General features: G+C 55.7%; 22 protein-coding genes. 7 read left to right on the top strand and 15 right to left on the bottom strand.

The window, feature by feature from the left end; translation table 11 throughout:
• Window positions 1-37: 37 nt before the first annotated feature.
• The 13 genes from MMW58_RS11715 to pckA all read right to left on the bottom strand — a co-directional run bounded on the left by MMW58_RS11715 (window position 38) and on the right by pckA (window position 18,732).
• A complete protein-coding gene (locus MMW58_RS11715; protein ID WP_241723433.1) occupies window positions 38-1,129 on the bottom strand; it encodes a T6SS immunity protein Tli4 family protein in 1,092 nt (363 codons plus the stop codon).
• A complete protein-coding gene (locus MMW58_RS11710; protein ID WP_241723432.1) occupies window positions 1,126-1,974 on the bottom strand; it encodes an acetyltransferase in 849 nt (282 codons plus the stop codon). The genes MMW58_RS11715 and MMW58_RS11710 overlap by 4 nt, the downstream gene beginning before the upstream one ends.
• Window positions 1,975-2,165: 191 nt before the next feature.
• A complete protein-coding gene (locus tag MMW58_RS11705) occupies window positions 2,166-3,170 on the bottom strand; it encodes a T6SS immunity protein Tli4 family protein (protein WP_241723431.1) in 1,005 nt (334 codons plus the stop codon).
• Between the two features lie 118 nt (window positions 3,171-3,288).
• The gene (locus tag MMW58_RS11700; RefSeq protein WP_241723430.1) at window positions 3,289-4,914 is read right to left on the bottom strand and encodes a lipase family alpha/beta hydrolase; all 1,626 of its coding nucleotides are present in this window, start codon (window positions 4,912-4,914) and stop codon (window positions 3,289-3,291) included.
• A gap of 3 nt (window positions 4,915-4,917) precedes the next feature.
• Window positions 4,918-7,419 carry a type VI secretion system Vgr family protein gene (locus tag MMW58_RS11695; protein ID WP_241723429.1) on the bottom strand — a complete coding sequence of 834 codons (2,502 nt, stop codon included), beginning with the start codon at window positions 7,417-7,419 and terminating at the stop codon, window positions 4,918-4,920.
• Complete coding sequence (gene tssH, locus MMW58_RS11690) at window positions 7,416-10,067, bottom strand: type VI secretion system ATPase TssH (protein ID WP_241723427.1); 2,652 nt, start codon at window positions 10,065-10,067, stop codon at window positions 7,416-7,418. The genes MMW58_RS11695 and tssH overlap by 4 nt, the downstream gene beginning before the upstream one ends.
• Window positions 10,068-10,243: 176 nt before the next feature.
• On the bottom strand, window positions 10,244-10,735 hold the full coding sequence (hcp, locus tag MMW58_RS11685; RefSeq protein WP_041146130.1) for a type VI secretion system effector Hcp: 492 nt from the start codon (window positions 10,733-10,735) through the stop codon (window positions 10,244-10,246).
• A 3-nt stretch (window positions 10,736-10,738) separates the two neighbouring features.
• Window positions 10,739-12,448, bottom strand: a complete 1,710-nt coding sequence (locus tag MMW58_RS11680; protein ID WP_241723425.1) for an OmpA family protein — start codon at window positions 12,446-12,448, stop codon at window positions 10,739-10,741.
• Entirely contained in the window at window positions 12,445-13,134 is a 690-nt protein-coding gene (gene tssL / locus MMW58_RS11675) for a type VI secretion system protein TssL, short form (protein WP_241723423.1), read from the bottom strand. The genes MMW58_RS11680 and tssL overlap by 4 nt, the downstream gene beginning before the upstream one ends.
• The gene (tssK, locus tag MMW58_RS11670; protein WP_241723422.1) at window positions 13,131-14,471 is read right to left on the bottom strand and encodes a type VI secretion system baseplate subunit TssK; all 1,341 of its coding nucleotides are present in this window, start codon (window positions 14,469-14,471) and stop codon (window positions 13,131-13,133) included. Before tssK ends, tssL begins: the two co-directional genes overlap by 4 nt.
• 17 nt (window positions 14,472-14,488) lie before the next feature.
• The gene (gene tssC / locus MMW58_RS11665; protein ID WP_241723421.1) at window positions 14,489-16,039 is read right to left on the bottom strand and encodes a type VI secretion system contractile sheath large subunit; all 1,551 of its coding nucleotides are present in this window, start codon (window positions 16,037-16,039) and stop codon (window positions 14,489-14,491) included.
• A gap of 37 nt (window positions 16,040-16,076) precedes the next feature.
• The gene (gene tssB / locus MMW58_RS11660) at window positions 16,077-16,574 is read right to left on the bottom strand and encodes a type VI secretion system contractile sheath small subunit (RefSeq protein WP_133598342.1); all 498 of its coding nucleotides are present in this window, start codon (window positions 16,572-16,574) and stop codon (window positions 16,077-16,079) included.
• Between the two features lie 514 nt (window positions 16,575-17,088).
• Window positions 17,089-18,732, bottom strand: coding sequence for a phosphoenolpyruvate carboxykinase (ATP) (pckA, locus tag MMW58_RS11655; RefSeq protein ID WP_241723419.1), 1,644 nt, complete (start codon window positions 18,730-18,732; stop codon window positions 17,089-17,091).
• Between the two features lie 313 nt (window positions 18,733-19,045).
• Here pckA and MMW58_RS11650 point away from each other — a divergent pair, with 313 nt between their 5' ends.
• Both MMW58_RS11650 and MMW58_RS11645 read left to right on the top strand, forming a co-directional pair.
• Entirely contained in the window at window positions 19,046-19,939 is an 894-nt protein-coding gene (locus MMW58_RS11650) for a LysR substrate-binding domain-containing protein (protein WP_041146137.1), read from the top strand.
• A gap of 105 nt (window positions 19,940-20,044) precedes the next feature.
• On the top strand, window positions 20,045-20,743 hold the full coding sequence (locus MMW58_RS11645) for an RluA family pseudouridine synthase (protein WP_241723417.1): 699 nt from the start codon (window positions 20,045-20,047) through the stop codon (window positions 20,741-20,743).
• Window positions 20,744-20,763: 20 nt separating this feature from the next.
• On the opposite strand, the gene MMW58_RS11640 is transcribed toward MMW58_RS11645, so the two are convergent.
• Window positions 20,764-21,162 (bottom strand): cupin domain-containing protein, encoded by a 399-nt coding sequence (locus MMW58_RS11640; RefSeq protein WP_241723414.1) that lies wholly within the window; start codon window positions 21,160-21,162, stop codon window positions 20,764-20,766.
• A 43-nt stretch (window positions 21,163-21,205) separates the two neighbouring features.
• Window positions 21,206-22,030, bottom strand: a complete 825-nt coding sequence (locus tag MMW58_RS11635; protein WP_045859628.1) for a helix-turn-helix transcriptional regulator — start codon at window positions 22,028-22,030, stop codon at window positions 21,206-21,208.
• Window positions 22,031-22,161: 131 nt separating this feature from the next.
• Between MMW58_RS11635 and MMW58_RS11630 the strand changes: the two genes are divergently transcribed.
• From MMW58_RS11630 to MMW58_RS11610, 5 genes are all read left to right on the top strand, one after another.
• Window positions 22,162-22,902, top strand: a complete 741-nt coding sequence (locus MMW58_RS11630) for an AzlC family ABC transporter permease (RefSeq protein ID WP_045859037.1) — start codon at window positions 22,162-22,164, stop codon at window positions 22,900-22,902.
• Window positions 22,903-23,223, top strand: coding sequence for an AzlD domain-containing protein (locus tag MMW58_RS11625; RefSeq protein ID WP_045859039.1), 321 nt, complete (start codon window positions 22,903-22,905; stop codon window positions 23,221-23,223).
• A 177-nt stretch (window positions 23,224-23,400) separates the two neighbouring features.
• The gene (locus tag MMW58_RS11620; RefSeq protein ID WP_241723412.1) at window positions 23,401-24,489 is read left to right on the top strand and encodes an ABC transporter ATP-binding protein; all 1,089 of its coding nucleotides are present in this window, start codon (window positions 23,401-23,403) and stop codon (window positions 24,487-24,489) included.
• Complete coding sequence (locus tag MMW58_RS11615) at window positions 24,482-25,111, top strand: ABC transporter permease (protein WP_045859042.1); 630 nt, start codon at window positions 24,482-24,484, stop codon at window positions 25,109-25,111. Before MMW58_RS11620 ends, MMW58_RS11615 begins: the two co-directional genes overlap by 8 nt.
• Window positions 25,111-25,779: an ABC transporter permease gene (locus MMW58_RS11610; RefSeq protein ID WP_133598354.1), complete on the top strand. Its 669-nt coding sequence runs from the start codon at window positions 25,111-25,113 to the stop codon at window positions 25,777-25,779. Before MMW58_RS11615 ends, MMW58_RS11610 begins: the two co-directional genes overlap by 1 nt.
• The last annotated feature ends 77 nt before the right edge of the window (window positions 25,780-25,856 follow it).

The raw sequence follows: 25,856 nt of genomic DNA, 5'->3' as shown, positions 1-25,856 counted from the left end.
GAAACGAAAAGCAATTCCATACGTCCATCTTTTTTCTTCATTTATATCGCAGGGAATTCACCAGCCTGTACCAGATTTCAATCATCTGCGCTTCGCTGTAGCGCGTTTTTTTATACTCACTGCCGAACCCAATATTAAGATTCGGCTTATCCGATGTAGCATCTCGCTCATTAGCATAAAGCATAAAATTATAGAATGTGTTCTTTTCATCTTTTCCCGTCGCAGAATTTCTGATGGTTTGGGTACCGCCGAATAACCATGACTCTGCCTGAATGCCGTGCGGTGAAAGTGCCACTTTTTTAATGGTGTACTGATTTGATGTTTTAAGTGCCTCATTAATTTTCGGGCTGCGGTTAAACAACGTGTCGTCTGAGCCCTTGATTGTATTGTCCATATCGACACCAAAAACAAAATCATCATTTTCATACCGGAATGTGAGGCTTTCCTTATGCTTTCCACCATCATCCACGATAAACCCATTCGGAATACACACCCCTTTAGCCGACGGAATATCCTCATCTTTTCTGCCACTAAGCCGTGATATCAGGGACTGCAGGGCCGCCAACTTGGCTGGTTTGGTGTTAGTCTCTACCCCGGAAAAACCAGCGTTGATATACAATTTTTTCTCATCCGCATACTTAGCAGCAGATAAGTCTAAAATCTTGGTTGTGATAATAAAAGCGATGCCATTTATATAAACATGCGCTTCCAGATGCCGGAATGAGTCCGCAGAACCAGAGTTATTTCGATCATAAATCACACCCTTATCGTTCTGTAGTCGAATAATCTGCTTTATAAAGGGTGCATTTTCTGGCTTATTCCCTGGCTTGTTTATTACATCATTAAGCACCTGCTCCCTTAACTGCACCCGCTGTTTAAACGCGGGTGGATAGAGAGGTTTGCTTTCAATTTTAAAGTCATCGATAAAAATCATATCGTGAAGCTGATTGTTGAACGACTCAGGAACGTCAATCACATAGCGCCCGATGCACTGCGGTTTGGTTTGCGCAAACAAAGTTTTTATCACTGTACTGTCCTTCTGCACTGGCGTGGATGCTGTAGCCGGGTCAATAACAAACATGCTGCCCGCTATAAGAGATAATGCTGTAAGCTGCCGAATAACATTCATGGGGGCGGGATCTCCTGAACCATTTTCACAATAGCCCTGAGGGTAAACCGCAGGGCTGGCCTGGTCTGTATATCCTTCAGGCTGCTGACTTTGTAGGCATCCTGATGGTCAACTCCAGTTGCCAGAACGCTTTTTATTTCGCTGTTACGGCATATGGCGCTCAGCGATTCCACCGGTACCGTGCCATCCCCCGGCGTTTTTGACGAGGTGACCACATACATCTGAGACCGATTAAAGGGCAGGGGGATCTCCCGGTAGTTGTTTGGCAGCTTCCTGTCACTTTCATGCCTATTTTTCGGATAGGTAATGGAGGTTTTTCGCCACGTCAGGGTACCGTCGGAGGCGATGTTATGGCCGTAGAAGGCATATGTATTAGAGTGATATTTATCATCCAGTTCAGTAATAAAAGGACGCACGCTATCTTTCATCAATTCGAAATAATCCTTCCAATTTTGACTGTAGATATTTTCATCCTTATCGATAATGTCGGACTCATACAGGCGATACCAGAGGGTCTTATTCAGGTAAATTTCACCGAAGGGATCCCGGGTCTGCGGCAGTTTGACATCGCTTCCATCTTCGCCAGCACCTTCCACGGTCAGCCAGGGAGCTCCAGAAAGGTATTTCGCCGAGGGCAAAAGCTGAAGCGGCGCGGGAGCCCTGGCCAGGACCGGCATCAGCTCTTTCGCGGTATTACCCAGCACCGCCCCGGCCATGCCCTCCTGTTTTGCACCAACCTTCATACGGCGGTACGCCGCCGGTGAGCCAAGGTCAGGGATCACCCCATGCACTATCCCCAGAATCTTATCTTTTGCCCCGCAGACCTGCGACGCATAGCGTGCCACCAGCCCGCCCATGGAATGGGTGACGATAATGACTTTTTCCTGCCCGGCGGGAAAGGGAATGCCGTGGCCACGCTGATTTTTGTAGGGGCTGATAGTCCTGTCGATAAAGGTTACCAGTCCTTCTGCCGAGGTTTTATTATCCTGCAGCCAGTTATAGCCATAGACGTGAACCGGGAATAGCTTACCGTCTATCAGAATGCCCCGGGTCTCAGACGGATAGTATGGCTAATGGTATCCCAAAATGTAATAAGCTCTTCTTTGCTGTAAGCGGTTGGAGCCATTCCTTCATTATCCAGACTCAGTGTAAAACTGGGTGTCTTGTAATGTGAGTTCATTTCATTTACATATAATTCAAATCTATAACGAGGGTCATCTTTCCCCGCCTGCAAACCAGCAGCCAGGAACTCTTCCATTTTAAGTCCGTTTGCAGAAAAAGCCCCTTTTCTTTCTATATATCCACGTGACTGAGCTAGGTTATGTTCAATCTCGCCAATCCTGTCTAATACTGAATCTTCCTCACTAACAAAATTATCAGTTTCTAATATTAATCTGATATTATTTAATTTATCACTACGCACCCCAACAGAAATATCCTCCTGCTCTGTCCCTGAGGGGTCGGTAGCTATAAATGCATTAGTCATACAACTACCCGACTCTGTGGGTATGTCATTATCATCTCTGCCACTTATTCTCACCATTAAAGTCTGCATTTGCTGAACATCTTTAGCCACATCATTTCGAATATGATCACCATCTCGTTGTTTTTCATAACGTGGATCTGAATCGTTTATGGTTTGTTTCTGTAGCTTAATTGCAACTCCATTAGTATACAAATAACCTTCAAGAACACGAATAAAATCACTGGTGCTCGGGCCGTCATTTCTTTCAAAAATAACCCCTACCCCGCCATTGTTCAAAGGCCATGTTTTCTTCAAAAATGGCATATCATCAATATTAACGGTTTTTTTTACGCCGAGCTCTTTTTCACGTCGCTGAATAAACTGCAAAAATGCTGGATGATACATTTTCTTGGTAAGAATATATGTTTTGTGCGAATCATCTGGCCTGGATATGTTTGCCTCCCACAGATTATCCTCCATCCTTTCTGATAATTTATATCTGGCAAAAGAAACAGGGACATCAATCAAATAGCGCCCCACGCAATAGGAGCTCACCTCTGAAAATAAATCATTCATAATAGCCTTCTGTGATGATGTGAGATTTTGGAGTGAAGGATAAATTTGGTGTTGTCGGCAACTCCAATATGCGAGCAGTATGGCACACCCGATAATTATCAATACATAATTAAGTTTTTTAGTTATCATATTTCAGCCCTGTACCATTCACTGCTTGGGCTATTTTTATTATCGAGCGCAATGTAAACCAACGTGCGTCATTAGTATTTTTAGTCCCATAAGCACCCTCATGATCGACTCCTACCCCAAGCTGCGCTTGAAGATTTGGAGAATTTATCACGGCGGCACTAACAGGAACCGTTCCATCCCCCGGATCTTTAGGAGGTAACAATTCAAATTTTCGATATACATTTCCCTTATCGGCGGTAGTCATACCTGCAAATCGCGTTGTTTTATTGTATACATCGGAGGGATAAAAAATACCCCCCTCACTAGTGACTTTTTCTTTATATGCATCAGTCATATTTTTCGAACTAATATCCAACCAACGTAAAGAACTGTAGGAAGGATATTCCCCCCCATCATTACCATAAAAAGCATAAGTATTTTTATGAAAATGACCATGTAGTCCTTCTATAACCCCCCGGACCTTTCCATTAATAATATCTTTATATAACAACCAATCTTTTTCAAGCTGGGATTTATCCATTTTTTCATTTTCTGGATTAATAAATCGGTCTTCACACAGCGCCCACCAGGCTGAACGCTTGGTATAAATCTCCGTATAGGGATCTGATTTTGGTAACAGCTGATGTAAACCATCTATGCGTAACCATCCTTTCTCATAGGCAGTTCCAGGCAATAGCTGTAGTGGTCCAGGAGACTGCGCTAATACGGCTGTCATTTCTGCACCGTTAGCCCCAATCACTGCTCCTGTTGTTCCAGCCTCCCCTGTTTTCATACGTTTATATGTCATCGGAGAACCTAAATTTGGCATTACACCGTGCACAACCCCCAGGATTTTTTTATCACCGTTATTTCCTTCTAAAATCTCAGAATAATAACGGGCCACAAGCCCGCCCATTGAATGGGTTACCAGAATGACCTTTTCACATTTACGGCCGGACACTTTATAATCAGCGATAATTTTATCGATGCGTATACTCAAAGCTGCGGCCGAATCACCATTCGATTGCAGCCAGTTATAGCCCACTGCGTGGACCGGAAAGAGGTATTTATAGCTCAGCGCTACCTCAGCATGGCTCAGTTGACTTTCACCCAATTCAGCATTCAGTGGCATCAGCATTAGCTGTTCACGTAATGTTTTTTTGCCATTTTGGGTGGATTTATTGGTAAACATAGTTTGATGATCGTTCAGTGCCTCCTGTAGCCATGGGAGGAACGTACCATAGCTCATAGCCCCCACTTCCCCCCAGCCTCTGGCCCGTCGTGACGAAAATAAAACCAGTTCCTCTTCACTTCCTTCAGTTTCAATTTTTCCATCAGGATCAACGACTGTTTTTTTAAGATTGAGTAATTTTTTCCTCTTCGCAGCCCCCCTTCCAGCCCAAACAATCATGCTCATCTTGCCATCAACCTTCCAGATTGATTCACCGTCTCCATTCATCAAATTACTGCCCATAACTCCAGGTAAAAAGATGACTGGAATCACCCGGTCGGGTATTTTATAAATTATCGTTTTTTGATCTTTGAGTTTTTCACCCATCGGAAGCTCATAATAACGAGAGCCATTGTTATCGAACTTTTCAGTCGCGACACTATTATTTCCCAATGCGTCACTCATTTCTTATTCCTCATCCTGTAAATAAGCCTTTAATGGATCAAGATTCACGCCTGACTGCTTTGGAGCCCCTCCGGATGAAACAGTGGTCAGTATTTGCCCCGAATCATCATCGTTCGCTAAACGAATTGCCTGACCGGCTATCGGTGAACCATCATATCTCCAGCGAACCTCAGGGGTCACAGCAAAATCAGCGCTTTCCCAGCTCTGCGCCGCCTGGCTCATACTCTGCCCGCCAAACTTCTGCCACACCGCCGCCCGTTGGATGATTTTGTCCGGTGCCGCGCATTCCACGACACCATCCGCAATACGGATATAGCCGCCTCCGCTGGTGAGAATAATTTCCTGCTTCGCGCTGATAACCAGCTTGCCTTCGCTGCTGCTGATGCGGATATCTTTCAGCGCATCCAGCGCCATTTCATCCCCTTGTGCCTGTATCTCCACCTTTCCTTTGCTGGCAAAAATTTTGATACCCAGCTTTTGGGCAAACAAACTCACCCTCTCCCCAGCCGCCACGGTGAATCTTTTCAATGTACTGAAATCAGTGTGTTTGCCGCTGGTGCTGATAACATTCTCCCCCGCTGACAGCTGCACGCTTTTGGGCGTGCTCTGTGCAATCCCCTCCGGGGCAGAGAGCAATAACGCCGACTGTTTCAAATCAGTCAGCGCCTGCTCCAGCAACGCCTTCTGAGTCTGGATGTCGGCCAGTTCAGCTTTGGCCGTTTCAACTGCACTGCTCAGAGTTTCGGCCTGGATTAACGCCTGCTGCAACTGGCTCAGTGCCGCCCCCATCTCCAGCACTTCCCCTTGCGCCTGCGCCTGCCCGTCAGCACTGATGAATATCCCTTGCTGCGCCCGGATGGCGCCCCATGAATCCGTGCGCAGCTCAAAGCCTTCCCCGCGCTGTTGCTTCTCGCTGTCGACCAGATGCCCGAGATTCAGCTGGCTCTTGCCGCCGTACTCCGTCGAGACCTTGATATGCTCTTTGCCGCACTCGTCGTCGAGGCGGATTTTATTATTCGCAGGCGTCCGCAGGACGTTACGTTTGTAGTTGCGGATGGTGACGTGGTCGCCGTGGGCCGAGTCGTGCAGCACGCCGGCGATGTACGGCCTGTCCGGGTTGCCGTCCTCAAAGCCAATCGCCACTTCGGTGCCCGCCAGCAGCGGCAGGTGCAGGCCGTAAGTGTCGCCCGCGTACGGGCGGGACTGCCGCACCCACAGGCTTTCGAACCCGGTCTCCCAGCCGTCACGGTCGAACAGCATATTGACTCGGTAGCGCCCGTCTTTATCGATATGGCCGTAGGTATCATTTTCGGTGGTGCTGGTGACGCGGGCAGGCAGCGTACCGGCCATCACCGGGCGTGAGCCTGGTTCGGAACGGAAACCAAAATCGACGCTGTCCGGGATACCCTCAAAGTTAACCCTAAAGTCTTCATCACGACGAGCATGCGTATGCATTGCGGTGACGACCACGCCCTGACTGAAGGTTTCCGCCACTTCATAGCCGCCTGTGACCTTCAGCAGCATACCCGGAGAGAGCGTCGGGCAACTGGTCATCGCCCGGGTCCGCGTCTGGCCGTTCAGATAGCGTTCATGGCGGATACGAGCATAAAACGCCCCGGACTCCGGGGCCGGGCTGCGGTCGTACGCGCTGCCCGGCGTGAGATAATTGTCCGCATAGTGATAGGCATCACCGTAGGTCGTGCTATCCCCGCGGGTGGCATTCACCTGCGCATTCATGTCCTCATTCGCCTGACGGTAGTTATAGTCGCGGGTGCTGACCTGCTGCACCACCACGTTGTGATGACATTCCATCTCCCAGACCGAGTCCACCCCTTTCGAATGCTGGCCCGACAGCGGTACCGATGGCAACGTCAGGTCTTTCTCGTAGCCCTGCTGGCTGTCGTAAAATGCCACCACATCGATGTTCAGGCGCGTGTCGGCGGTAAAACGAAACCAGATCCCCACCTCTCCCAGCAGGCGGGTGATAAAGTGCAGGTCATCTTCGCTGTACTGCATCACCTGCTCCCGGCGCGGGTACTCCTTGCTCAGCGAGAACAAAAAATCCTGCCCTTTGAAGCCATGGCGTTCGCGCAGAATTTTTTCGACGATCTGTGGGACCGACATATCCTGCCAGATAGCGTTCTGGTGCGAACGATTGAGCAGCGCCAGACGCGGCTGGAGCGTCAGCGCGTAGTGGGTTTCATCCGCGGAAGTACTGAGGCGTTCAAAGCCCGTCACTACGCCCTGAATTACCCGCACCGGCTGCTGCAGCTTAATGCCGAAACCCTGATCGACCGGAGCCTGCAGCGTCAGGGAGCCGGCCTTCATCAGCATCATCTCTTTGCTGATGGCATGATCGGTGCAGGTGAACTCAATGCGATAGCTGAACGGTCTGCTCAGGGATTCCTGGCCTTCAAAAGCCAGCACGTCCAGCGCTGGTTTACATCCCTTAATCGCCAGCTGGTGATGGTTATGGCTAAATCTGGTTCTGGGATTTGTACTCATAATGCCACTCCTCCGGCTTCGCTAAACTCCAGTGCGACGCCGTTATCCTCGCTCCAGCCTAACGACAGTGATGACAACTCCCGCTTCTCCGCCATATGGCTCAGCAGCTGCTGGCTTAGCACCGGCAGAATCTGCTGATTGAGCAGGCTGTCGACGTTGCGCGCACCGGTATCCGGCAGCAGACAGGCCGCGGTAAGTGCGTCATACAGGCTCTCGTCGATATGCGTGGCCACACCGTAGTGGCGGCTCAGGCGTTTGCTGACCTGCGCCAGCTTCATCTGCACGATGGTACGCATCGCGGTTTCCGCCAGCGGGCGATAAATCACGGTCTGGAAACGGGCCAGCAGCGCCGGCTGGAAGCGATCGCGCAGAATGGGGCGCAGCAGTTCATGTAAATCAACTTCGGTAGCTTCCGGCTGCTCATCCAGCAGTTGCATGATAGGGTCGCCGCCGAGGTTGGAAGTCATCAGAATCACGGTGTTACGGAAGTCGATTTCACGTCCTTCACCGTCGCGCATAAAGCCGCGGTCGAACACCTGATAGAACAGGTTCATGACGTCGCGGTGGGCCTTTTCCACTTCATCAAGCAGCACCACGCTGTACGGGCGCTTGCGTACCGCTTCGGTCAGAATGCCGCCCTGGCCGTAACCCACGTATCCCGGAGGTGAACCCTTCAGTTGGGAAACGGTGTGCGGCTCCTGGTATTCGGACAAATTGAGGGTGATAAGGGATTTTTCGCCGCCGTACAGCGCGTCCGCCAGCGCCAGCGCGGTCTCTGTTTTGCCAACGCCGCTTGGACCCACCAGCAGGAATACTCCCTGCGGGCCGTTTTCAGCCGTCAGCCCGGTTTTGGCGGCCCGCAATCGCTGGGCGATGGCGTTGAGGGCAGCACTCTGCCCCACCACGCGTTTACCGATTTCACCTTCAAGGTTCAGCAGTTCGGTCTGCTCGTCCTTCATCAGCGAGGAGAGCGGGACGCCGGTCCAGTCGGCAATGACGTTGGCGACGGTGCGAACATCCACATCAACCGAAAGCAGCGGACCGCTTTGCTGAATATCCTGCAGCCGCTGCTGCAGTTCGTACGTTTCAGCCTGTAAGGAGATATCCTGACGGCTCTCCAGCAGCCGCTCCGTCAGCCTGAGCTCCTGACCGTACTGGGTTTCCCGCTCGTCGAGTTCGACAATCAGGCGCACCTCTTCCTGTTCAATCATGGCCAGGCGTTCGCCATCCGCGTGATTGCCAACGGCGATATCCTCCAGCAGCGCCTGCCTCTCCATTTCAAGAGACGTGATTTGCGCGCGGATGTGGGTCAGCTGTTCAGGTACGGTATCAAGGCTCATACGCACGCGGGCGCTCGCGGTATCCAGCAGATCGATCGCCTTGTCCGGCAGCTGACGACCGGTCAGATAGCGTCGTGATAAGGTAACCGCAGCGCGTACCGCGTCGTCGGTAATGTGGACGTTGTGGTGTTCGGCGTAGCGAGACTTCAGGCCGCGCAGCATCAGGCAGGCGGTATCATCATCCGGCTCATCGACTTTCACCATCTGGAAGCGACGCTCAAGCGCCGCATCGCGTTCAAAGTACTGTTTGTATTCGCTCCATGTCGTGGCGGCGATGGTGCGCAGTTCCCCCCTCGCCAGCGCGGGCTTCAGCAGGTTGGCCGCATCGGCGCCACCCGCCTGATTGCCGGCGCCGATAATGGTGTGCGCTTCGTCGATAAACAGCAGGACGGGCGTTGGCGACTGTTGCACCGCGTCGATGACGTTTTTCAGACGCTGCTCGAATTCACCTTTCACGCCGGCCCCCGCCTGCAGCAGGCCGAGGTCGAGGGTGCGCAGGCTGACGGCTTTCAGCGGCTCAGGTACGTTACCTTCGGCGATACGCAGCCCCAGGCCTTCCACAAGGGCCGTTTTGCCCACGCCCGGCTCGCCGACCAGGATCGGGTTGTTTTTGCGGCGTCTGGAGAGAATATCCACCATCTGGCGGATTTCCGTATCACGACCAAATACTGGATCGATGCTGCCTTCCCGCGCCCTGGCGGTGACGTCGAGGGTATATTTATCCAGCGCGCTCTGTAGCACCGGATTAAGCTCACCTTCTTTTATCCCGGCCCCAACCGGACGACCGACAAACTGCACCTCTCCGCAATTCTGCGCCAGCTCCGCGTCCTGCTGGGCTTCCGGGCGTTCGTCAGACTGCGTATCGAGCAGCGGGCGCAGGCGCTGCAGCTGGCTCTGCCCCAGCGTCAGCAGCGGCCACAGGCCGTCGCAGCGTACCAGCTTAGGTTGATCCACCAGCACCATCAGCAGATGCACGCCGCGAATGCGTTCTTCGCCGGCCAGCGAGGCTCGCATCCAGGCTTCGCGCATCAGGGTTTGGGTGCTATCGGCCAGCTGCGGGCGGCTGCGTACCGAGCGCGGCAGCGTATCGAGCCAGGCGAGTAAATTCTGCCACAGGGCGTCCATATCCCATTCATAGCGACGCGCCAGAACCGTGAGGTCACCCTCGCCCTGCTCCAGCAGCTTCAGCAGCCAGTGCTCCGGCAGAATTTCGGCATGCGCTCGCGTGAGGCACAGGGAGGCAGCCCCTTCCATCGCACGGGCGCAGTAGGGGTTGAGACGTCGCAGGAGGATTGCCGGATTTTCCATGTTCTTGAACTCGCTGTCTGGGGACCTTCAGGCACGCTACCGCCCATCGCTTTTCCTTGTCGTAAGGAACCTAAAGCGCATCAGGTCAGATTTTTCGTTTACGGGATGTTTTACTCAGTACCCGCCGGGCAGATACTCAGGAAAACTGCGGACAGGTTGCCCCATCCGCATCGGGCTTACGCGGTGGCGCGTTCGTTCCAGGAGTCGGAATGAATGATGTTGCCGTCTTTGTAGGTCCAGGTGATTTTTTCGTAACGCAGCTCGATCTGCTCGAGGTGGTTATGCTTCTCGTAGGAAGGGTCCTTGATGTCGTGCATTTTCGGCGCGACCTTCACCAGCTTGACGTTCTCCAGTTTGGTGTTGAAGTACTCCACCTCCTGGCCCGCGTCGTTGATTTTGTACCATCTGAATTCGGCAGATTTTAGGGTCTGGCCGGTAGTCACCGCCTTGTACAGGTACGGGCTGGAGGAGTCGATCTCCTTGGTGAACAGGAACGGCGTATGAATGCGGGTGCCGGTCAGCTTGCCGGTGTTGTTATCGGTTGGGATGTACAGGTTGTGTTCCTGCGCCACCACCTCGATGCTGCCTTCACGATCTTTCACGTCGACGGAACCTTTAATATCCGCACCGCCGTCGTCTTTCAGCCAAAGATAAACAGGAATTGCCATGAATTACTCTCCATTGTGTTGTGATGCGCCATCATCCTGCGATGACGCCTGGTGGGTGCCCGGTATCTGACAGGCGTTCGCCTGCGGTACCAGACTGATTTCGACACGGCGGTTCAGCGCGCGGCCTTCCGGCGTGTCGTTGGTCGCGATCGGGCGGCTTTCGCCGTAGCCCTGCACCGCAAAACAGCTTTCCGACACGTCGCCGGTATCCCGCATCCAGTCCCGTACCGCTTCGGCACGCTTCAGGGACAGCGTCTGATTGCGTTGGGGGTTGCCGGTGTTATCGGTATGCCCGGCTATCACGATCAGCCAGCCTGGTTTAGCCCTGACGCCAACCAGCGAATTGACCAGCATTTTGGTGGAGCCGGCTTTCAGTACGAACCTGCCGGAATCGAACAGCGACATGCTGTCGAGACGGCTGATTTTGGGTGGCGTAGCTAACTTTGCCTTCAGTTTTGGCGAAGGCGGCGGTACATACGAACGGATCGCATCCAGCACCGGCATACGTAACCGTTCCCCCTGATACAGGCCGAGGCCCATCCGTAGCGGTTCACCGTTGCGCGCCCAGCCGTCTAGCCGAGCGGAATCCTGACGTAATACCTTGACGGCATCGGCTTTGGGACCGTAGTCATCCATCGAGAGCTGGTAGTAATGGGCGACATCGAAACTCAAACGGTGCAACAGCTGACGATTGTTCCAGCCGCTGCTGAGCAGCGCCACGATGGCCGCCAGGGTGAAAAGCCCGAGTGCGCAGCGCCAGGTACGGCCACGAGGCGTGGGGCCCTGGCTTTTCGGTAAGAGCGGGAGAACAAAGTCCGGGAATAGCACTATTGTTGTGCTGTCAGCCCCCACCGGCTGCCAGCCAGCAGCGCGCAGTATGGCGGTGTGGCGCGTCAGCCAGGCGATCCAGATGGAATCAGTGAGGCTACCGGAAACGTTCGGCCCAATACCCCATAGCATCGCAGCGGGGGCAACTGCCGGAATATCCGGATTCTTATCGATAAATACCGCTTTGACGTGGCTTTGGGACCAGGTCATCAGGCTGTTCATCAGCACCTGCTGCTGCATGGCTACCGTGCCACCTGTCGAGACCCATGCAGAAATGGGGCTGGGTGCCGAGGACTCCCGCCAAACACGGATCCCTTCTTCCGCAACAGCGGCCTGCCAGAGCATGTCATTCATCATCGCACTGCCGGCCTGGACGCTCAGGAGCAGCGGTACCGTATGCCCGATGTCACGACGCAGCTGGCTGATATACCAGCGCAGAGCCAGCAAACGACTGGTCAGGACTTCGCTGTCCGCATGCTGCTGCGGGCAGACGCTGACCATCACCGCGAGCTGCCGCCCCCAGTTCGGACGCAGGCATAGCAGCTGCCGCGTCAGATGCGCCAGGTTCTGATGCTCTTCAACCTTGATCCAACATCCCTGAGTGACGGTCAGCACCTGAGACCGTTCTGGCCAGATTTGCGGCAGATCGCCACAGACCAGCACCACCGGCTGGCGATAGGTCGCTTCAGGAAGATTATCCAACCGCAGGGCCACGTCCTGCTCGGAACGGCGCCTTGTGACGTAGCCAATTATCGCGATCGGCCCCAGAGCAACCAGCAGCACAAGAACGGAAATCAGCCGGGACGCCGGCAAAAATCCCAGGCACACAACGGCGCTCAGCAGTGCCGCCCACAGCGCAAGCCCGCGCCGTTGCGCCAGACTCATTTCACCACCCCAGGCAACAGGGTTGTCAGCATCCGATCGAGCCAGGAGTTCAGCGCCCACCACAGGCCAACCGTCGCCAGAGCGCTCACCGCGATCCGTACAGGCCATAATGACAGCCAACGCCCTATCACCCGATATCCGCGGCTTTCTACCATTAGCCGCTCGGTTTGTGGATAGCTGAAGGGTGAGACATGGTCAGCGAATGCCTGTATCAGTTTCTGACGGTTGGGGTCATTCAGCGACCGGAAATCACCGAGGAACCCCAGCATCATGACGCGCTGAAAGCAGGTGAGCACCGCACTGTCTGGTGCAGGTTCACGCAGTACATCTCGCATACGATCGCACAGGGTATCTCCGGCATCCATGGTGCCGAGAAAGTGTCCCTGTAGAGGAATGTCATACCACTGTACGCAGGCGTCATCTTCTACGCCGCGGCCTTTAACCGTCTCATCGAGCAGCGCACACTGTGCGGTGAGAATATGCTGACAGCTGGCGTCATCCAGCTCGCTCTCTTTCAGCGCGCGCTGGACGCGCTCCACGTCCGCAACACAGCGTTCCCACAGCAATCGACCTTCCCCTTCCTGAAATCCTGGGCCGTGGCGCAGGCTGATAACCTGCAGCCATGTGTCCTGTAACAGCGCATCAATATCGATGGACGCGGAGATGCCGCGTTTACGCTCGCTCATGTTCTCAGTACCGCAAAGAGTTCAAGTTCAGGCTCACCGAGCATTCCCGGGACATAAAACATACAGCAGCCGCTTTCGAGCATGTCGACTGCCAGGGGATGGGACACATCGAGGCTGAAATACTGATTCTCCAGGCGCAGAGGAATAGCGGCAGGTACGTGGCGTAGCGGTATCAATGGCACCCCCACCCGAGAGGAGTTAACGATTCCCCGGACGTGATCCGGGCTGCCTACTTTGCACTGGCGCGGGAACTGCTCCTGCAGCTGTGCGACCGGGATGGGAGAGCGTACGGATAAGTAGTAGTCGGCACCTTCGCGCAGGCGGGGATCGTGCAGGCGCGCCTGCCAGAAATGCAGGCGTTTATCGTACTCAAGTTCAACGGACAACACCCGTGAGGGCAGACTGGCCTCCAGCAGGTCGCCCAATAAGTCAAACAACGGCGGGAAGACAGCGTTCAGCTGTTCGTGCTGCCAACCCGGAATGGCGCTGATCTGATGCTCAAGGGAGAACGTGAGCAGGCTGCCGGCAAGTCTTGCCAGTTCCGGATACAGTCGTTCAGCCGGGCTCTGTGGATATCGTAAAAACTGACCGAGTACCGGCTCCGCGCTGTTCAGGGCATTCAGCAGCCAGAAAAGAGATACGTCAGCCACCGCAAAATCTGCCATCCGCGCATTGCTTTCCCGGCGCATGGCCATCAGGCGGGTCAGACGGGCTCGCAGCTGGGTCATCAGCTGTTCGAGCTGGGTCACCAGCCAGCGGCTGCTCTGTACGGATAGCAGCGGCGGGAGAAAGCGGTCATCAAGCTCCCAGATGCCCTGCGAATCCTGTAGCAGGTGGGCCACCGGACAGGTCAGATAATCGCTGTTGTTCTGATGAGCAAAGCGTAGCGTCAGCTCCGGCTGCATCACCGCAATCTGGCGGGTGTCTTCACCATACTGGTTGCGCACGTCCCGCCATCGCTGGCGGTAACGAACCGGGCGATCTGCCATCTGATCGGGTGTCAGGCAGTTACCGCCATTAGCCCGTAACAAGGGCAGAGCCAGCACCACCACGGCGTCACGTGATTCGCCATCCAGCGACAGAGCTGGCGGCAGCGCATCGGCATTATCCGTATCAATGAGCGAACCATCCTGAAAACGGACATGCAGCCTGCGGGCCTGCAGACGACCGAGTTTCAGCATGTCCGGTTCAAAGGTCGACTCAATCACCCCCCAGGGATGGTTGAGCCCCAGCCGGGCAATACATTCCGCAGACCAGGCCGCATACGCAGCCTGTTGCTGGAAGTGCTGGGGAGAGATCATGATGCCCCTGCCCCATAACGGTTGTTCCGTTTTCATCTGCTTCCTGCCTTACGTTACGCTTTCCCTTTCGGCATCTGGGAAACCAGCGACAGATTGACGTCCATGCCTTCCACCTGGAAGTGCGGCACGGCAAACAGCTTCACGCGGAAGAAGCCCGGGTTATCCTCAAGATCCTCCACCACCACCCTGGCGTCGCGCAGCGGATGAGACGCCTGCAGCTCGTCGCCCGGGTCGGTCATTTCGGTCACCAGGCTTCGCACCCAGGCGTTGAGCTCCAGCTCAAGCAGGCGGCGGTCCTTGGTGGTGCCGATGTTTTCACGCTGAATAAGCTTCAGGTAGTGCGCGATGCGCGACAGCAGGAAGATGTAGGGCAGCCGCGCGTTAATCCGGCTGTTTGCGGTAGCGTCCGCGGTGTCATACAGCGCCGGTTTCTGGGCCGAATTTGCCGAGAAGAAGCAGGCGTAATCCCGGTTCTTATAATAGGAAAGCGGAATAAAACCGAGGTTGGCGAACTCAAATTCGCGAGTTTCCGGCAGCATCACCTCTGACGGAATTTTCACCTGATTACCGGTGCCGAGATCGTACAGATGAATGGGCAGGTCCTGCACCGCGCCGCCGGCCTGCGGCCCGCGGATCTGCACGCACCAGCCGTTGTTGATGAAGCTTTTCACCATATTGGCCGCAAAGGCGAAGGAGGCATTGGTCCACAGGTATTTGTCGTGTTCCGGCCCCTTCACCTCTTCGACGTAGTTGAAGCTGCGTACCGGCACGGTGTCCGGGCCGTACGGCAGGCGGCCCAGCACGCGCGGCATCACCAGGCCGATGTAGCGAGAGTCGTCGGTTTCGCGGAAGCTTTTCCATTTGATATATTCGGCGCGATCGAAGTAGTTGCCGATATCCTTGATGGCCGCAACCTGCTCCATGTTCTCCTTTAAAAAGAACGCCGGTCCCGCGGAGCCAATAAACGGCATGTGCGCGGCGGCGGAGACCTTTGAGATGTTACGCATCAGGGCCACGTCCTGAGCGGAGGCATCGAACTCATAGGCGGAGATAACCGCGGCAATAGGCTCGCCGCCCGGGGTGTCGTACTCTGCGATATAGGTCTGCTTATACAGCCCGCTCTGGATAATTTCCGGAAAGTCCTCGAAGTCCTGGCGCAGCTCCTCTTTCGACAAATCGAGGAGCTCCAGCTTGACGTTCTGGCGAAAATCGGTTTTATCCACCAGCGATTTGAGCCCACGCCAGACGCCCTCAGTGCGCTGAAAATCCCGGTGATGCATGACTTCATCAAGCTGACGGCCAATCTGAAAATCCAGCTCCGCAATATGATGGTCGAGGATCGTTTTATCCAGCTTCTCCACTTTGCGCCCGGATTGTTGCAGACACTGCATAAATACTTTCACCGCGGCGGTCACGCGCGCGTCGGCGGAGGTTTCCGCCATAACGGTCGTATCATCAAAACCGTTTAAATCACCGAGCTCAGCCACCGGCGTTAAATTTATTTTGTCAAACAGTGAGGCATATACCCCACCCTGCGGCAGGTGTTTTTCGACAACGGCGCTACCCGCCAGATTTTGGGATTCGTTATTGACTGACATTAGCATTTACTCGTCATTATTCCGTGATAAAAACGTCCAGTAATTAATCCTGGGCCGGGGCAAGCGCATTCAGTTCATTACGCAACTCTGCGGAAAGCGCGGGGTCTTTTAATATAATTTCGAGCTCCTTCCGAAAAGTCATATTATCCAGAAGATTTGATTTCAAATCGCGCAGCAGATTACGCATCGCGAGCATTGCCCGAAGCTGCGGGATTTGACGCGCCACCGCCTCCGGCTCGAAGTCCTTCATATTCTGAAAAAAGAGCTTCACGTTTTCTTCAGAACCATCGTTGGCGAGGGTGTTTTTAACGGTGAGATTGACTTCCGGATTAAGATTAGCCAGGACGCTGTTAAAATTATTCTTGTTGATGTCTATCTTATCGCGCTCAGAGAGCGTGCCCTCTGCCTTGCCGTTGCTGAAGTCACCCACGCTCAGGAGCTTTAGCGGAAGCTCAACTTTCTTCTGAACTCCCCCCGTCAAAAGATCCAGCTTTATATTTACACGCGCACGAGGTATTTCGTTCTGAAATGATTCAGACATATATACTTATCTCCTGAATAAATTAATCATTTAACCTGAAATATTGTCACTATCGAGGATGCGGCTTTTTGTTTTTACTCTAAATTCATCGCGACGTAAAGCCTGAAAAACTCAAACAACCCGTAACGGCAATCGCTAATTAAAAGCAACCCGCGCCATAAGCCCGACATAACAGGCCTGGCGCTCCTGTCGCCCGTTAATATTTATTTTAAATAAACCCACGCCGCAAAAACAAATAACATTCACGACAATAATAAGAATGCCAAATTAATAAATGAAATAATAAAATAATATTTTTCAAGTCCAGTGTCGGACATTTAAAACGCCACAAGGAGAGGAGCAGGCGGTATTGACGTAAGGAGTGGTATTGACTAAAGAAGCAAGCAGGAGAAAGCCGGCGCGGACGACGCTGACCGCTAATGCACGTTCGGCCGGTTGCCAGAAACAGAAAAACCCGGACAGCAAACGTGTTGCCATCCGGGTTTCGCGCGGGCGACGCTATTGACGTCGCGAATTAGTTTGCCGTAGCGGCGGACGGTTCAAGCTTCGGGCCCGCCAGGGCCAGGCGCGCGCCGGCCTCGGTATCGCTGTATTGTCTGAAGTTATCGATAAACAGCTGGGCCAGACTCTCGGCTTTCTCCTGCCAGCCGTCGGCAGAACGCCAGCCGCTGCGCGGATCGAGCAGCGCGCTGTCAACGCCCGGGATGCTCTGCGGAATAGCCAGGCCAAAGACCGGGATTGCCTCCGTACGCAGAGGACCGGTGGTATCGTTTAAGATAGCGCTGATAATGCTGCGGGTATCGCGCAGCGACAGGCGTTTACCCTCTCCGTTCCAGCCGGTGTTGACCAGCCAGGCTTCGGCGCCGGCTTCCGCCATTTTGGCGGCCAGCACGCTGGCGTACTGCGTGGGGTGCAGCAGCAGGAACGCCGCGCCGTAGCAGGCGGAGAAAGTTGGCGTCGGTTGAGTGATACCGCGCTCGGTGCCGGCCAGCTTCGAGGTGAAGCCCGACAGGAAATGGTACTGCATCTGTTCGGTCGTCAGACGCGAAACCGGCGGCAGAACGCCGAATGCGTCAGCGGCGAGGAAAATCACCCGCGCCGGATGACCGGCGCGAGAGACCGGCTTGACGATATTTTCGATATGCGACAGCGGGTATGAAACGCGGGTATTTTCGGTCTTACTGCCGTCGGCATAATCCACCGTGCCGTCAGCCCTGACCACCACGTTTTCCAGCAGCGCATCGCGGCGAATCGCCTGATAAATCTCCGGTTCCGCCTGCGGATCGAGGTTGATGGTTTTGGCGTAGCAGCCGCCTTCAAAATTGAAGACGCCGTCGTCATCCCAGCCGTGTTCATCGTCGCCGATAAGCTGGCGCAGAGGATCGGTGGAAAGGGTCGTTTTGCCGGTACCGGAAAGGCCGAAGAACAGGGCCACGTCGCCCTCTTCGCCACGGTTAGCCGAACAGTGCATCGAAGCAATGCCCTGCTGCGGCAGCAGATAGTTCATGACCGAGAAGAGCCCTTTTTTCATCTCTCCGCCGTACCAGGTGCCGCCAATAAGCTGAATTTTCTCGCTCAGGTTAAAGGCGACGAAGTTCTCGGAGTTGAGGCCCTGCTCCTGCCACTGGTCGTTAGTGCAGCCCGCGCCGTTGAGGACCACGAAGTCCGGCGTGAACTGTTCCAGCTCCTCAGCGTCGGGAACGATAAACATGTTTTTGACGAAGTGAGCCTGCCACGCCACCTCGGTGACAAAGCGCACGCCGAGGCGCGTATCAGGACTTGCCCCGCACCAGGCATCAACCACGTACAGCTTTTTACCGCTCAGCTGTCCGGCAACCCGCGTTTTGAGGCTGGCCCAAATCTGCGGCGTTAACGGTTTATTGTCGTTGCGGCCAAGCCCGGCATCGGACCACCAGACGGTATCGCGGGTCAGGTCATCTCTGACGATATATTTGTCACGCGGCGAACGTCCGGTAAATATCCCGGTATCAACGGCCACTGCGCCGGATGCGGTCATCACGCCGCGCGCTGCGCCGGTGAGTTCCGGGCTGGTTTCATGGGCAATCAGCAGGTCGTAATCGGGGTTATAAAATAACTCGCTGCTATCCTTAATACCAAGCTCGTGCAGAGCCTGTTTTACTAATTCGATACGTGGCATGGAACTCCTGACAAACAGCTGGCTAGGTAAGATGTATTCATTATTTCAGCCCGTCATTGCGTTCTTCTGTGAATTCCGGTGTACAAAAACCCACAGCAAAATGAAATAACGGGATGAGCCGCCTGGAGCAGCGATATTATAGCGGTGCTCGTAGGGTATCGCCTGTGCTTTACGACAACTCGTATTAACTGCTTAGGAATACGCTAAATCTGAGAAAAATGTTAACACCTGTGGTTGGTTATGTTAATTGCATAGTTTCTATGCGTTATGCTAAAATTGCATAGCATTAAATACAGCGTTAAGGAACGGATCCGTGCTGGCTAATCTTGAAGTGAAGTGGCTGTACGATGTCATTGCTCTGGAGGAGTCCAGAAGCTTTACCCTGGCGGCTAAAACCAGAAATATATCGCAATCCTCGTTCAGCCGCAGGATTCAGGCGCTTGAGGCGTCGCTGGGTTTCAGCATCTTCGACCGCGGGGTTAACCCGCTGCAGCTCACCACTCGTGGCAAAATTTTCGTCGGCTATGCGCGAAATATGCTGGACGACATGGACTTTCAGATTAGTCGCATTAAGGGGCTAAATAATACTACTCAGAAAATAAGAATCGATGCCGCTCCGTCGCTCTCTGTTTTAGTCCTTCCGGAATTAATTGCCGGCTACACCGATATAAAAAATAAAACCTTCCACGTCGAATCCATTAACGTTAACGAAGCCGTATTTAACCTCAAGGAAGGCAAGAGCGACTTTATTCTGTCGTTTTATAATGAGGAGTTAATGAACTATCCGTTTATTAACCACAAAATTTTCGACTCCTCGGTGCACCTTGTTACGCCCTGCGATGAGAGCGGCAGACCGCTCTTTCATCTGCACCGCGGCGTTTTGCCGCTGATGAGGTATGCCAACGATAGCTATATGGGGCGCCAGGTGAATCAGGTTATCGACCGCACGCCGGGGATCACCTTCTCCCTGACCTTCGTCTCGTCGATGAGCGAGCTGCTTAAGCGTATGATCCTCAACGGCGACGGCGTGGGCTGGCTGCCGCAATACTCTATCCAGCGCGAGCTCGATGAGGGCCGCCTGGCCATTATGGACGCCACGCTCTCGCTGCCGATCGGGGCCTATATGTATCGTTCCGGCTCGCGGCTTAACCAGTCTGCCGAGCGCTTCTGGCAGCATATTAAATCCCGGGATGCCCGCCAGTCCTGAGCAATAAAACCGGCGGCTTGCCCCCGTCGCCGGCTAAATAGCTAATTCGCCAGCTGGCACAAAATTCGCTATCATCCGCCTCCTCTTTCCCAGGCGAGCCGCCCGATGTCTACGATCGTTGATACCTTTATTGCCCCGCCGTGCCATGCAGAGATTGAGATCCTTTATCAGGACGATTATCTGCTGCTGATCGCAAAACCTGCCGGCCTGCTCAGCCTCTCGGGGAAAAACCCGCACAATCTCGACTCGGTGCACCATCGGTTAGTCCAGACCTTTCCCGGCTGTACGCTGGTTCATCGTCTCGATTTCGGCACTTCCGGCGTGATGGTGATTGCCCGCAGCAAGGCCATCAACGCCGCCCTTTGCCAGCAGTTTAGCCAGCGCGCGGTGAGCAAGGTCTACAGCGCGCTGCTGTGCGGGCACCTGGCCGATGACGAAGGCGTGATAGACGCCCCCATCGCCAAAGACCCGGCGCTGTTTCCGCGGATGACCATTTGCGCCACCCGCGGCAAGCCGGCCCGCTCCCGCTATCGGGTGCTTGAGCGCCTGCAGCGCCCGGGTGAAGACGGGACGCTGCTGCCGCTGACCCGCGTGCGGCTCACCCCGGAGACCGGTCGCACCCACCAGCTGCGCATTCACTGTCAGCTCGCGGGGCACCCCATTTTAGGCTGCGATCTCTACGGCGGCCTGCTGCTACCCGGCACCGAGCGCGCGCCGCGCCTGATGCTGCACGCCAGCGAGCTGCGCTTTACCCACCCGGTCAGCGGGGAGCTAATCAACGCCAGCAGCGCCAGTCCGTTCTGAAACCCGCCGGTCGGCAGCGATTAATCCGGCGGCGCGTCTCTGACATCAACCAGCAGCAGCGTGCCGAAGCTGCCGGCCGGAACGTGATGCACGGCGCCCTTCGGCACAAAGCAGTAATCGCCGGCAGCGAGGTTGAACCGCCTGCCGTCAATAACCAGCGGCAGCGCCCCTTCCAGCACCAGCAGCAGTTCGTCGAAGTCATCGTGCGCTTCGGCGGCGATCCCCTCGCCGCCCATTTTTATGACCTTTATGGCGCTATTGCCTACCGCGCCCAATACCCGCGACTGCCAGACCTGCTCCAGCCCGGCGGCGATCCGGTATACAGAGTTAATCTCCATCAATGCCTCCTGCAGGCGAATGCCAGCCGCAATCAATAACCGATCGGCGCCATCGCGCAAATACGGATATGTTAGTTGCATACGCAAAATCATTCGCTGCGCCGGGAAGCGTCTGCCGAACGGCCTATATCGACGAGGCCGCGAAGACGCCGGGCGTGATGCCATAATGCAGGCGGAAGTATTTAATCAGGTGGCTTTGATCGTAAAACCCGACGTCCGTCGCCACCTGCGCGGCGCCGAAGCCTTTCGCCAGCAGCCCTTTGGCTCTGACCAGGCGCAGCTGCGTCAGGTACTGATGGACCGACAGCCCGGTCTGCGTCTGGAAGGTGCGCATAAAATGAAACTCGCTCAGCCCGGCGACCCCGGCAATCTCCTTAACCGTCAGCGGCTGCTGATAGGCGCAGTGTAAAAACTCGATGGCGCGACGGATGTCGGCGCGGATTGCATCCCTTCGGCCACCGCGGGCGCTGCGCCCGGCATAGCGCCCCACCAGCATATTCAGCACCTGGTACATCAGGCACTCTTTTTCCAGCGGATCGCGGCTGGCGCCAAGCACCGCGGAGGCCTGCAGCATGCTGCGCGCCATCAGCGGGTCGTGGCGCATCCCTTCGCCGCCAAAATGGACCTCCCCGGTGCCGGTAAGCACCGTTGCGGCCACCTCATCGATCAGCTGCGCTGAAGGATAAAATGCGCAGTAATCCCAGCCTTCGTCACGCTGCACCGCTTCGCCGGTATGCACTTCGCCGGGCATGATCACCATCACCGTCCCCGCCGCCGCGATGCCGCGCTCCCGGCAGATGCGCGTGCGCTGGGCGCCGCGGGCGAAGGCGGCAATCACATATTCATTATGAAAGTGCGGCGGATAGCTGTGCTCGTAGCAGGAGGCGCGGAGGATCTCCATCCCGCCGTGCAGCTCGCTGTCCCGCCAGAGCCTGATATCATCCCGTATCTCTTTCGCCACCCCGGCACCCTTTTTATTGCGCAAAATTGATATTTCAGCCAATGAGCAGGATTTTACTATAGCGATCCTGACGATTTCTTAAGATTATCATTCAGTGACGGACAATTCGGGACTATTTGATGTTGATGAACAAGAAGACCTCGCCCAGGGATGAGGCAGCCGCGGAGTTTCGCGCGGGCATTATCGCCTGCCTGCCCACCATCCCCGGCTACTGGAGCATTGGCTTTGCCGCCGGCGCGATCGGCACGTTATCAGGGTTCACCACCGCGCAGACGGCGCTACTGGCGAGCGCGCTGTACGCGGGCTCCGCCCAGTTTCTGTTTTATTCGCTGTGGGCCACCGGTGCCGAAGTCGCCTCGGTGGTGCTGAGCGTGCTGCTGGTGAACCTGCGCTACCTGCTGATGAGCTCCGCCATGAGCGTATTCTTTCGGGAATACACGACCGGACAAAAAATTATCAGCGGGCTGCTGCTGACCGATGAAACCTTCGGCGTCGCGGTCCAGCGCGGCAGCGGGCACAACAAAGTGCCCTACGCGTGGATGCTCGGACTCAACGTCGCCGCGTGGCTGAACTGGATCCTCGCCTGCGTGGTCGGCGCGGGGTTAGCCTCCGCCCTTCCGCCGTCGCTGATGGAGGGGCTGAGCTTCAGCCTGGTGTCGATGTTTATCGGGCTGGTGCTGATGATCTGGTTTGCCAGCCGGCGTAAAGCGCTGGAGGCCTTCAGCATTGCAACGGCGGTGGTCATCACGCTGTTCACCGCCGGCCACACCGATATGAGCGTGGTGGTCATCGTGGCGGCGTCGGTCGCGGCAACGCTGGCAACGGTCGGGCTGCGCCTGACGTCCAAAGGAGAAAAATAGATGGAACGAAATATCATCCTTGCCATTCTCGCCTCCGCGCTGGTCACCGCCCTGATGCGCACGGTGCCTGTTTTACTGCTTTCGCGTTTTCGCCTGGCGCCGGTTATCCAGCAGTGGCTGAGCTTTATTCCGTCCGCCATTATGGCGGCGATTATCGCCGCAGAGCTGCTCGGCAAGCCGGCGCTAAGCGGCTCGGGCATCAGCATTTCGCTGCTGGCCGCCGCCGCCGCGACGGTGGCAGGCGCCCTCACCCGCAGCCTGTTTGCTACGGTAATTGCCGGGATGGTTGCCTTTTCCGCACTCAGCTATCTGCTGCTTTAATTATGCTCCTGGCCACGGTTATCGTGGCCTTTTCATTATCAGCTTTCCCCCACGCGTTAAATTCAAATAGCGGCATTGCAAATGCAAATATCATATTTGCCGGTTAATCACCGCCTCTGTAGCTTGTAGTTTATTCATGCTTTCCATGAAATAAACTTCAGGGCGCGACGGCGGCAAATGATTAGACTCGAAAATATCTATAAGACCTACCCCGGCAGCGCGCATGCGGCAATAAGCAATCTGAACCTGACGATTAATAGCGGCGAACTCTGCACCTTCGTTGGCCCCAGCGGCTGCGGTAAAACCACCCTATTACGGATGATTAATCAGCTCGATAAGCCGGATTCCGGCTATGTCTACGTGCAGGGTGTAAAAATAGCCGAAAGCGATATTATCCAGCTGCGCCGCAAAATTGGTTTTGTGATGCAAAGCGCGGCGTTATTTCCGCACCGCACGGTGGCGCAAAATATCGCCACGGTACCGCGCCTGCTCGGCTGGAGCAAAACGCAGATCCGCGCGCGCATTGCCGAGCTGGTCGATTTAATGTCGCTGGACCGCCTGCTGCTTGAGCGCTATCCGCATCAGCTTTCCGGCGGCCAGCAGGGACGCGTCGCTATCGCCAGGGCGCTGGCGGCCGACCCGCCGGTGCTGCTGATGGATGAGCCCTTTGCCGCCATCGACCCGCTGGTGCGCGAACGCCTGCAGGACGAGCTGCTGCTGCTCCAGCAGCGCCTGCATAAAACGATAGTGCTGGTGACGCATGATATTAACGAGGCCATCCGCCTGGGCGACAGAATTGCCATTTTCGAGGAGGGCGGCGTGCTGGCGCAGTTTGCCTCCCCTGACCATATTTTATCGCACCCGGCCAGCGACTTCGTCCGCCGCTTTATCGGTCCCGAGCCCAACCTCAAGCGGCTGGGCATGATTCAGGTCGGCCAGCTGCCGCGCCACGACGTGGCGCTGGTTGACGAGCAGCATGAGCCCATCGCCAGCCACCACCCGACCCTCAGCAGCCCGCTGCAGCTGATCCTCGATAGGCACCAGCGTCCGCTGCAGTGGTTCGATCCGCACAGGCGCATCGCGCTGCCCATCACCCAGCCGCTGGCCGCGCTGCACAGCCTGCGCTTTGCCTACAGCGCGCTGCTGGATGCGCCGGGCGGCGTGCTGGTGCACGTCGACGACAGCGGAAAATATCAGGGCACCGTTTCGCACTCGCTGCTCCAGCACGTGCTGGATGGTCTGGTGGAAATTCGCCGCTATGGTTGACTGGCAGTGGATCCTCGACAACCGAATGACGATCGGCGCGCTGCTGTGGCAGCATACCCAGCTGGTGGCTATCCCGCTCTTTTTTGGCACCCTGATAACGGGGTTACTGATTGGCCTGACCCTGCGCTGGCCGAAGGCCGCGCAGCCGCTGCTCTATCTCTGCGGGATCCTGTTTACGATCCCCTCGCTGGCGCTGTTCATTTTACTGCTGCCGTTTACCGGCCTGTCGCTGACCACCTCGGTCATCGGCCTGACGATCTATTCCCTGCTGATCCTGCTGCGCAACACGCTTGCCGGCATCGAGAAGCTGCCGGCGGCGGTGCTGGAGTCGGCCCGCGCGCTGGGCTACACCCGCGGCTACCGCTTTTTTGATATCGAGCTACACCTGCTGGCGCCGTCGCTTTTTGCCGGCCTGCGCATCGCTTCCGTCACCCTGGTTGGGCTGGTGACGGTGACCGCGCTGATTGGCCAGGGCGGGCTGGGACAGCTGCTGCTGGCGGGGTTTAACCAGGATTTTATTACTCCTGTCATTGTCAGCCTGGCGTTGAGCCTCGCGCTGTCGCTGTTATTTGACTCGCTGATCGCCCGCGTTGGCTATTGGCTTACGCCCTGGACGCGCTGATGGATATCCTACAGGCAACGCTGGGCTGGTTTTTGCAGCCCGAACACTGGCTCAGCGACGGCGGTATTCTGGTGCGCCTGCGGGAGCATATTTATTACGTTACGCTGAGCATGCTGATCGCCTCCGCCATTGCCCTGCCCACGGGAATTGCGCTCGGCTACTGGCGCAAAGGCGCCTTCGTGGTCATTAACTTATTTAATATCGGCAGGGCAGTTCCGGCGCTGGGATTAATTCTGCTGTGCATTCTGCTGTTTGGTTTTAACGATATTCCGCTCTTCGCCGCGCTGGTCGCCATGTCCGTTCCGCCGATTTTGACCAACGCCTGGGTCGGGATCTATCACGCCGACCGCCAGCTGTGCGATGCGGCGAAGGCGCTGGGCATGACGCCGCTGCAAAGCCTTTGGCAGCTGCGGATCCCGCTGGCCGCACCGCTTATTTTCGCCGGAATGCGCACCGCGCTGGTACAGCTTATCGCCACCGCCGTCGTCGCCGCCTATGCGGGCCTCGGCGGCCTCGGCCGCTTTCTGATTGACGGGCTCGGCCAGCGCGATATTCCGCAGGTGATCGCCGGCTCGCTGGTGGTCTCCCTGCTGGCCATCGGCAGCGAGCTGCTCTTTTCACTGATTGACCGACGCTTCACCCATACCATCGGCACTCCGGAGTATTAGTTTTTATCACCCATCGCCGCGGCCCGAATATTTCACACGGGCGGCAGCGTACCCGTGGCTGACTTAGCGCATCACGG

Origin of the sequence: Klebsiella sp. HC6 (assembly GCF_022605325.1) — a bacterium.
Lineage (GTDB): Bacteria > Pseudomonadota > Gammaproteobacteria > Enterobacterales > Enterobacteriaceae > Klebsiella > Klebsiella terrigena.
The sequence above is the reverse complement of the archived record's forward strand: the minus strand, read 5'-3'. Positions and strand labels throughout refer to the sequence as shown.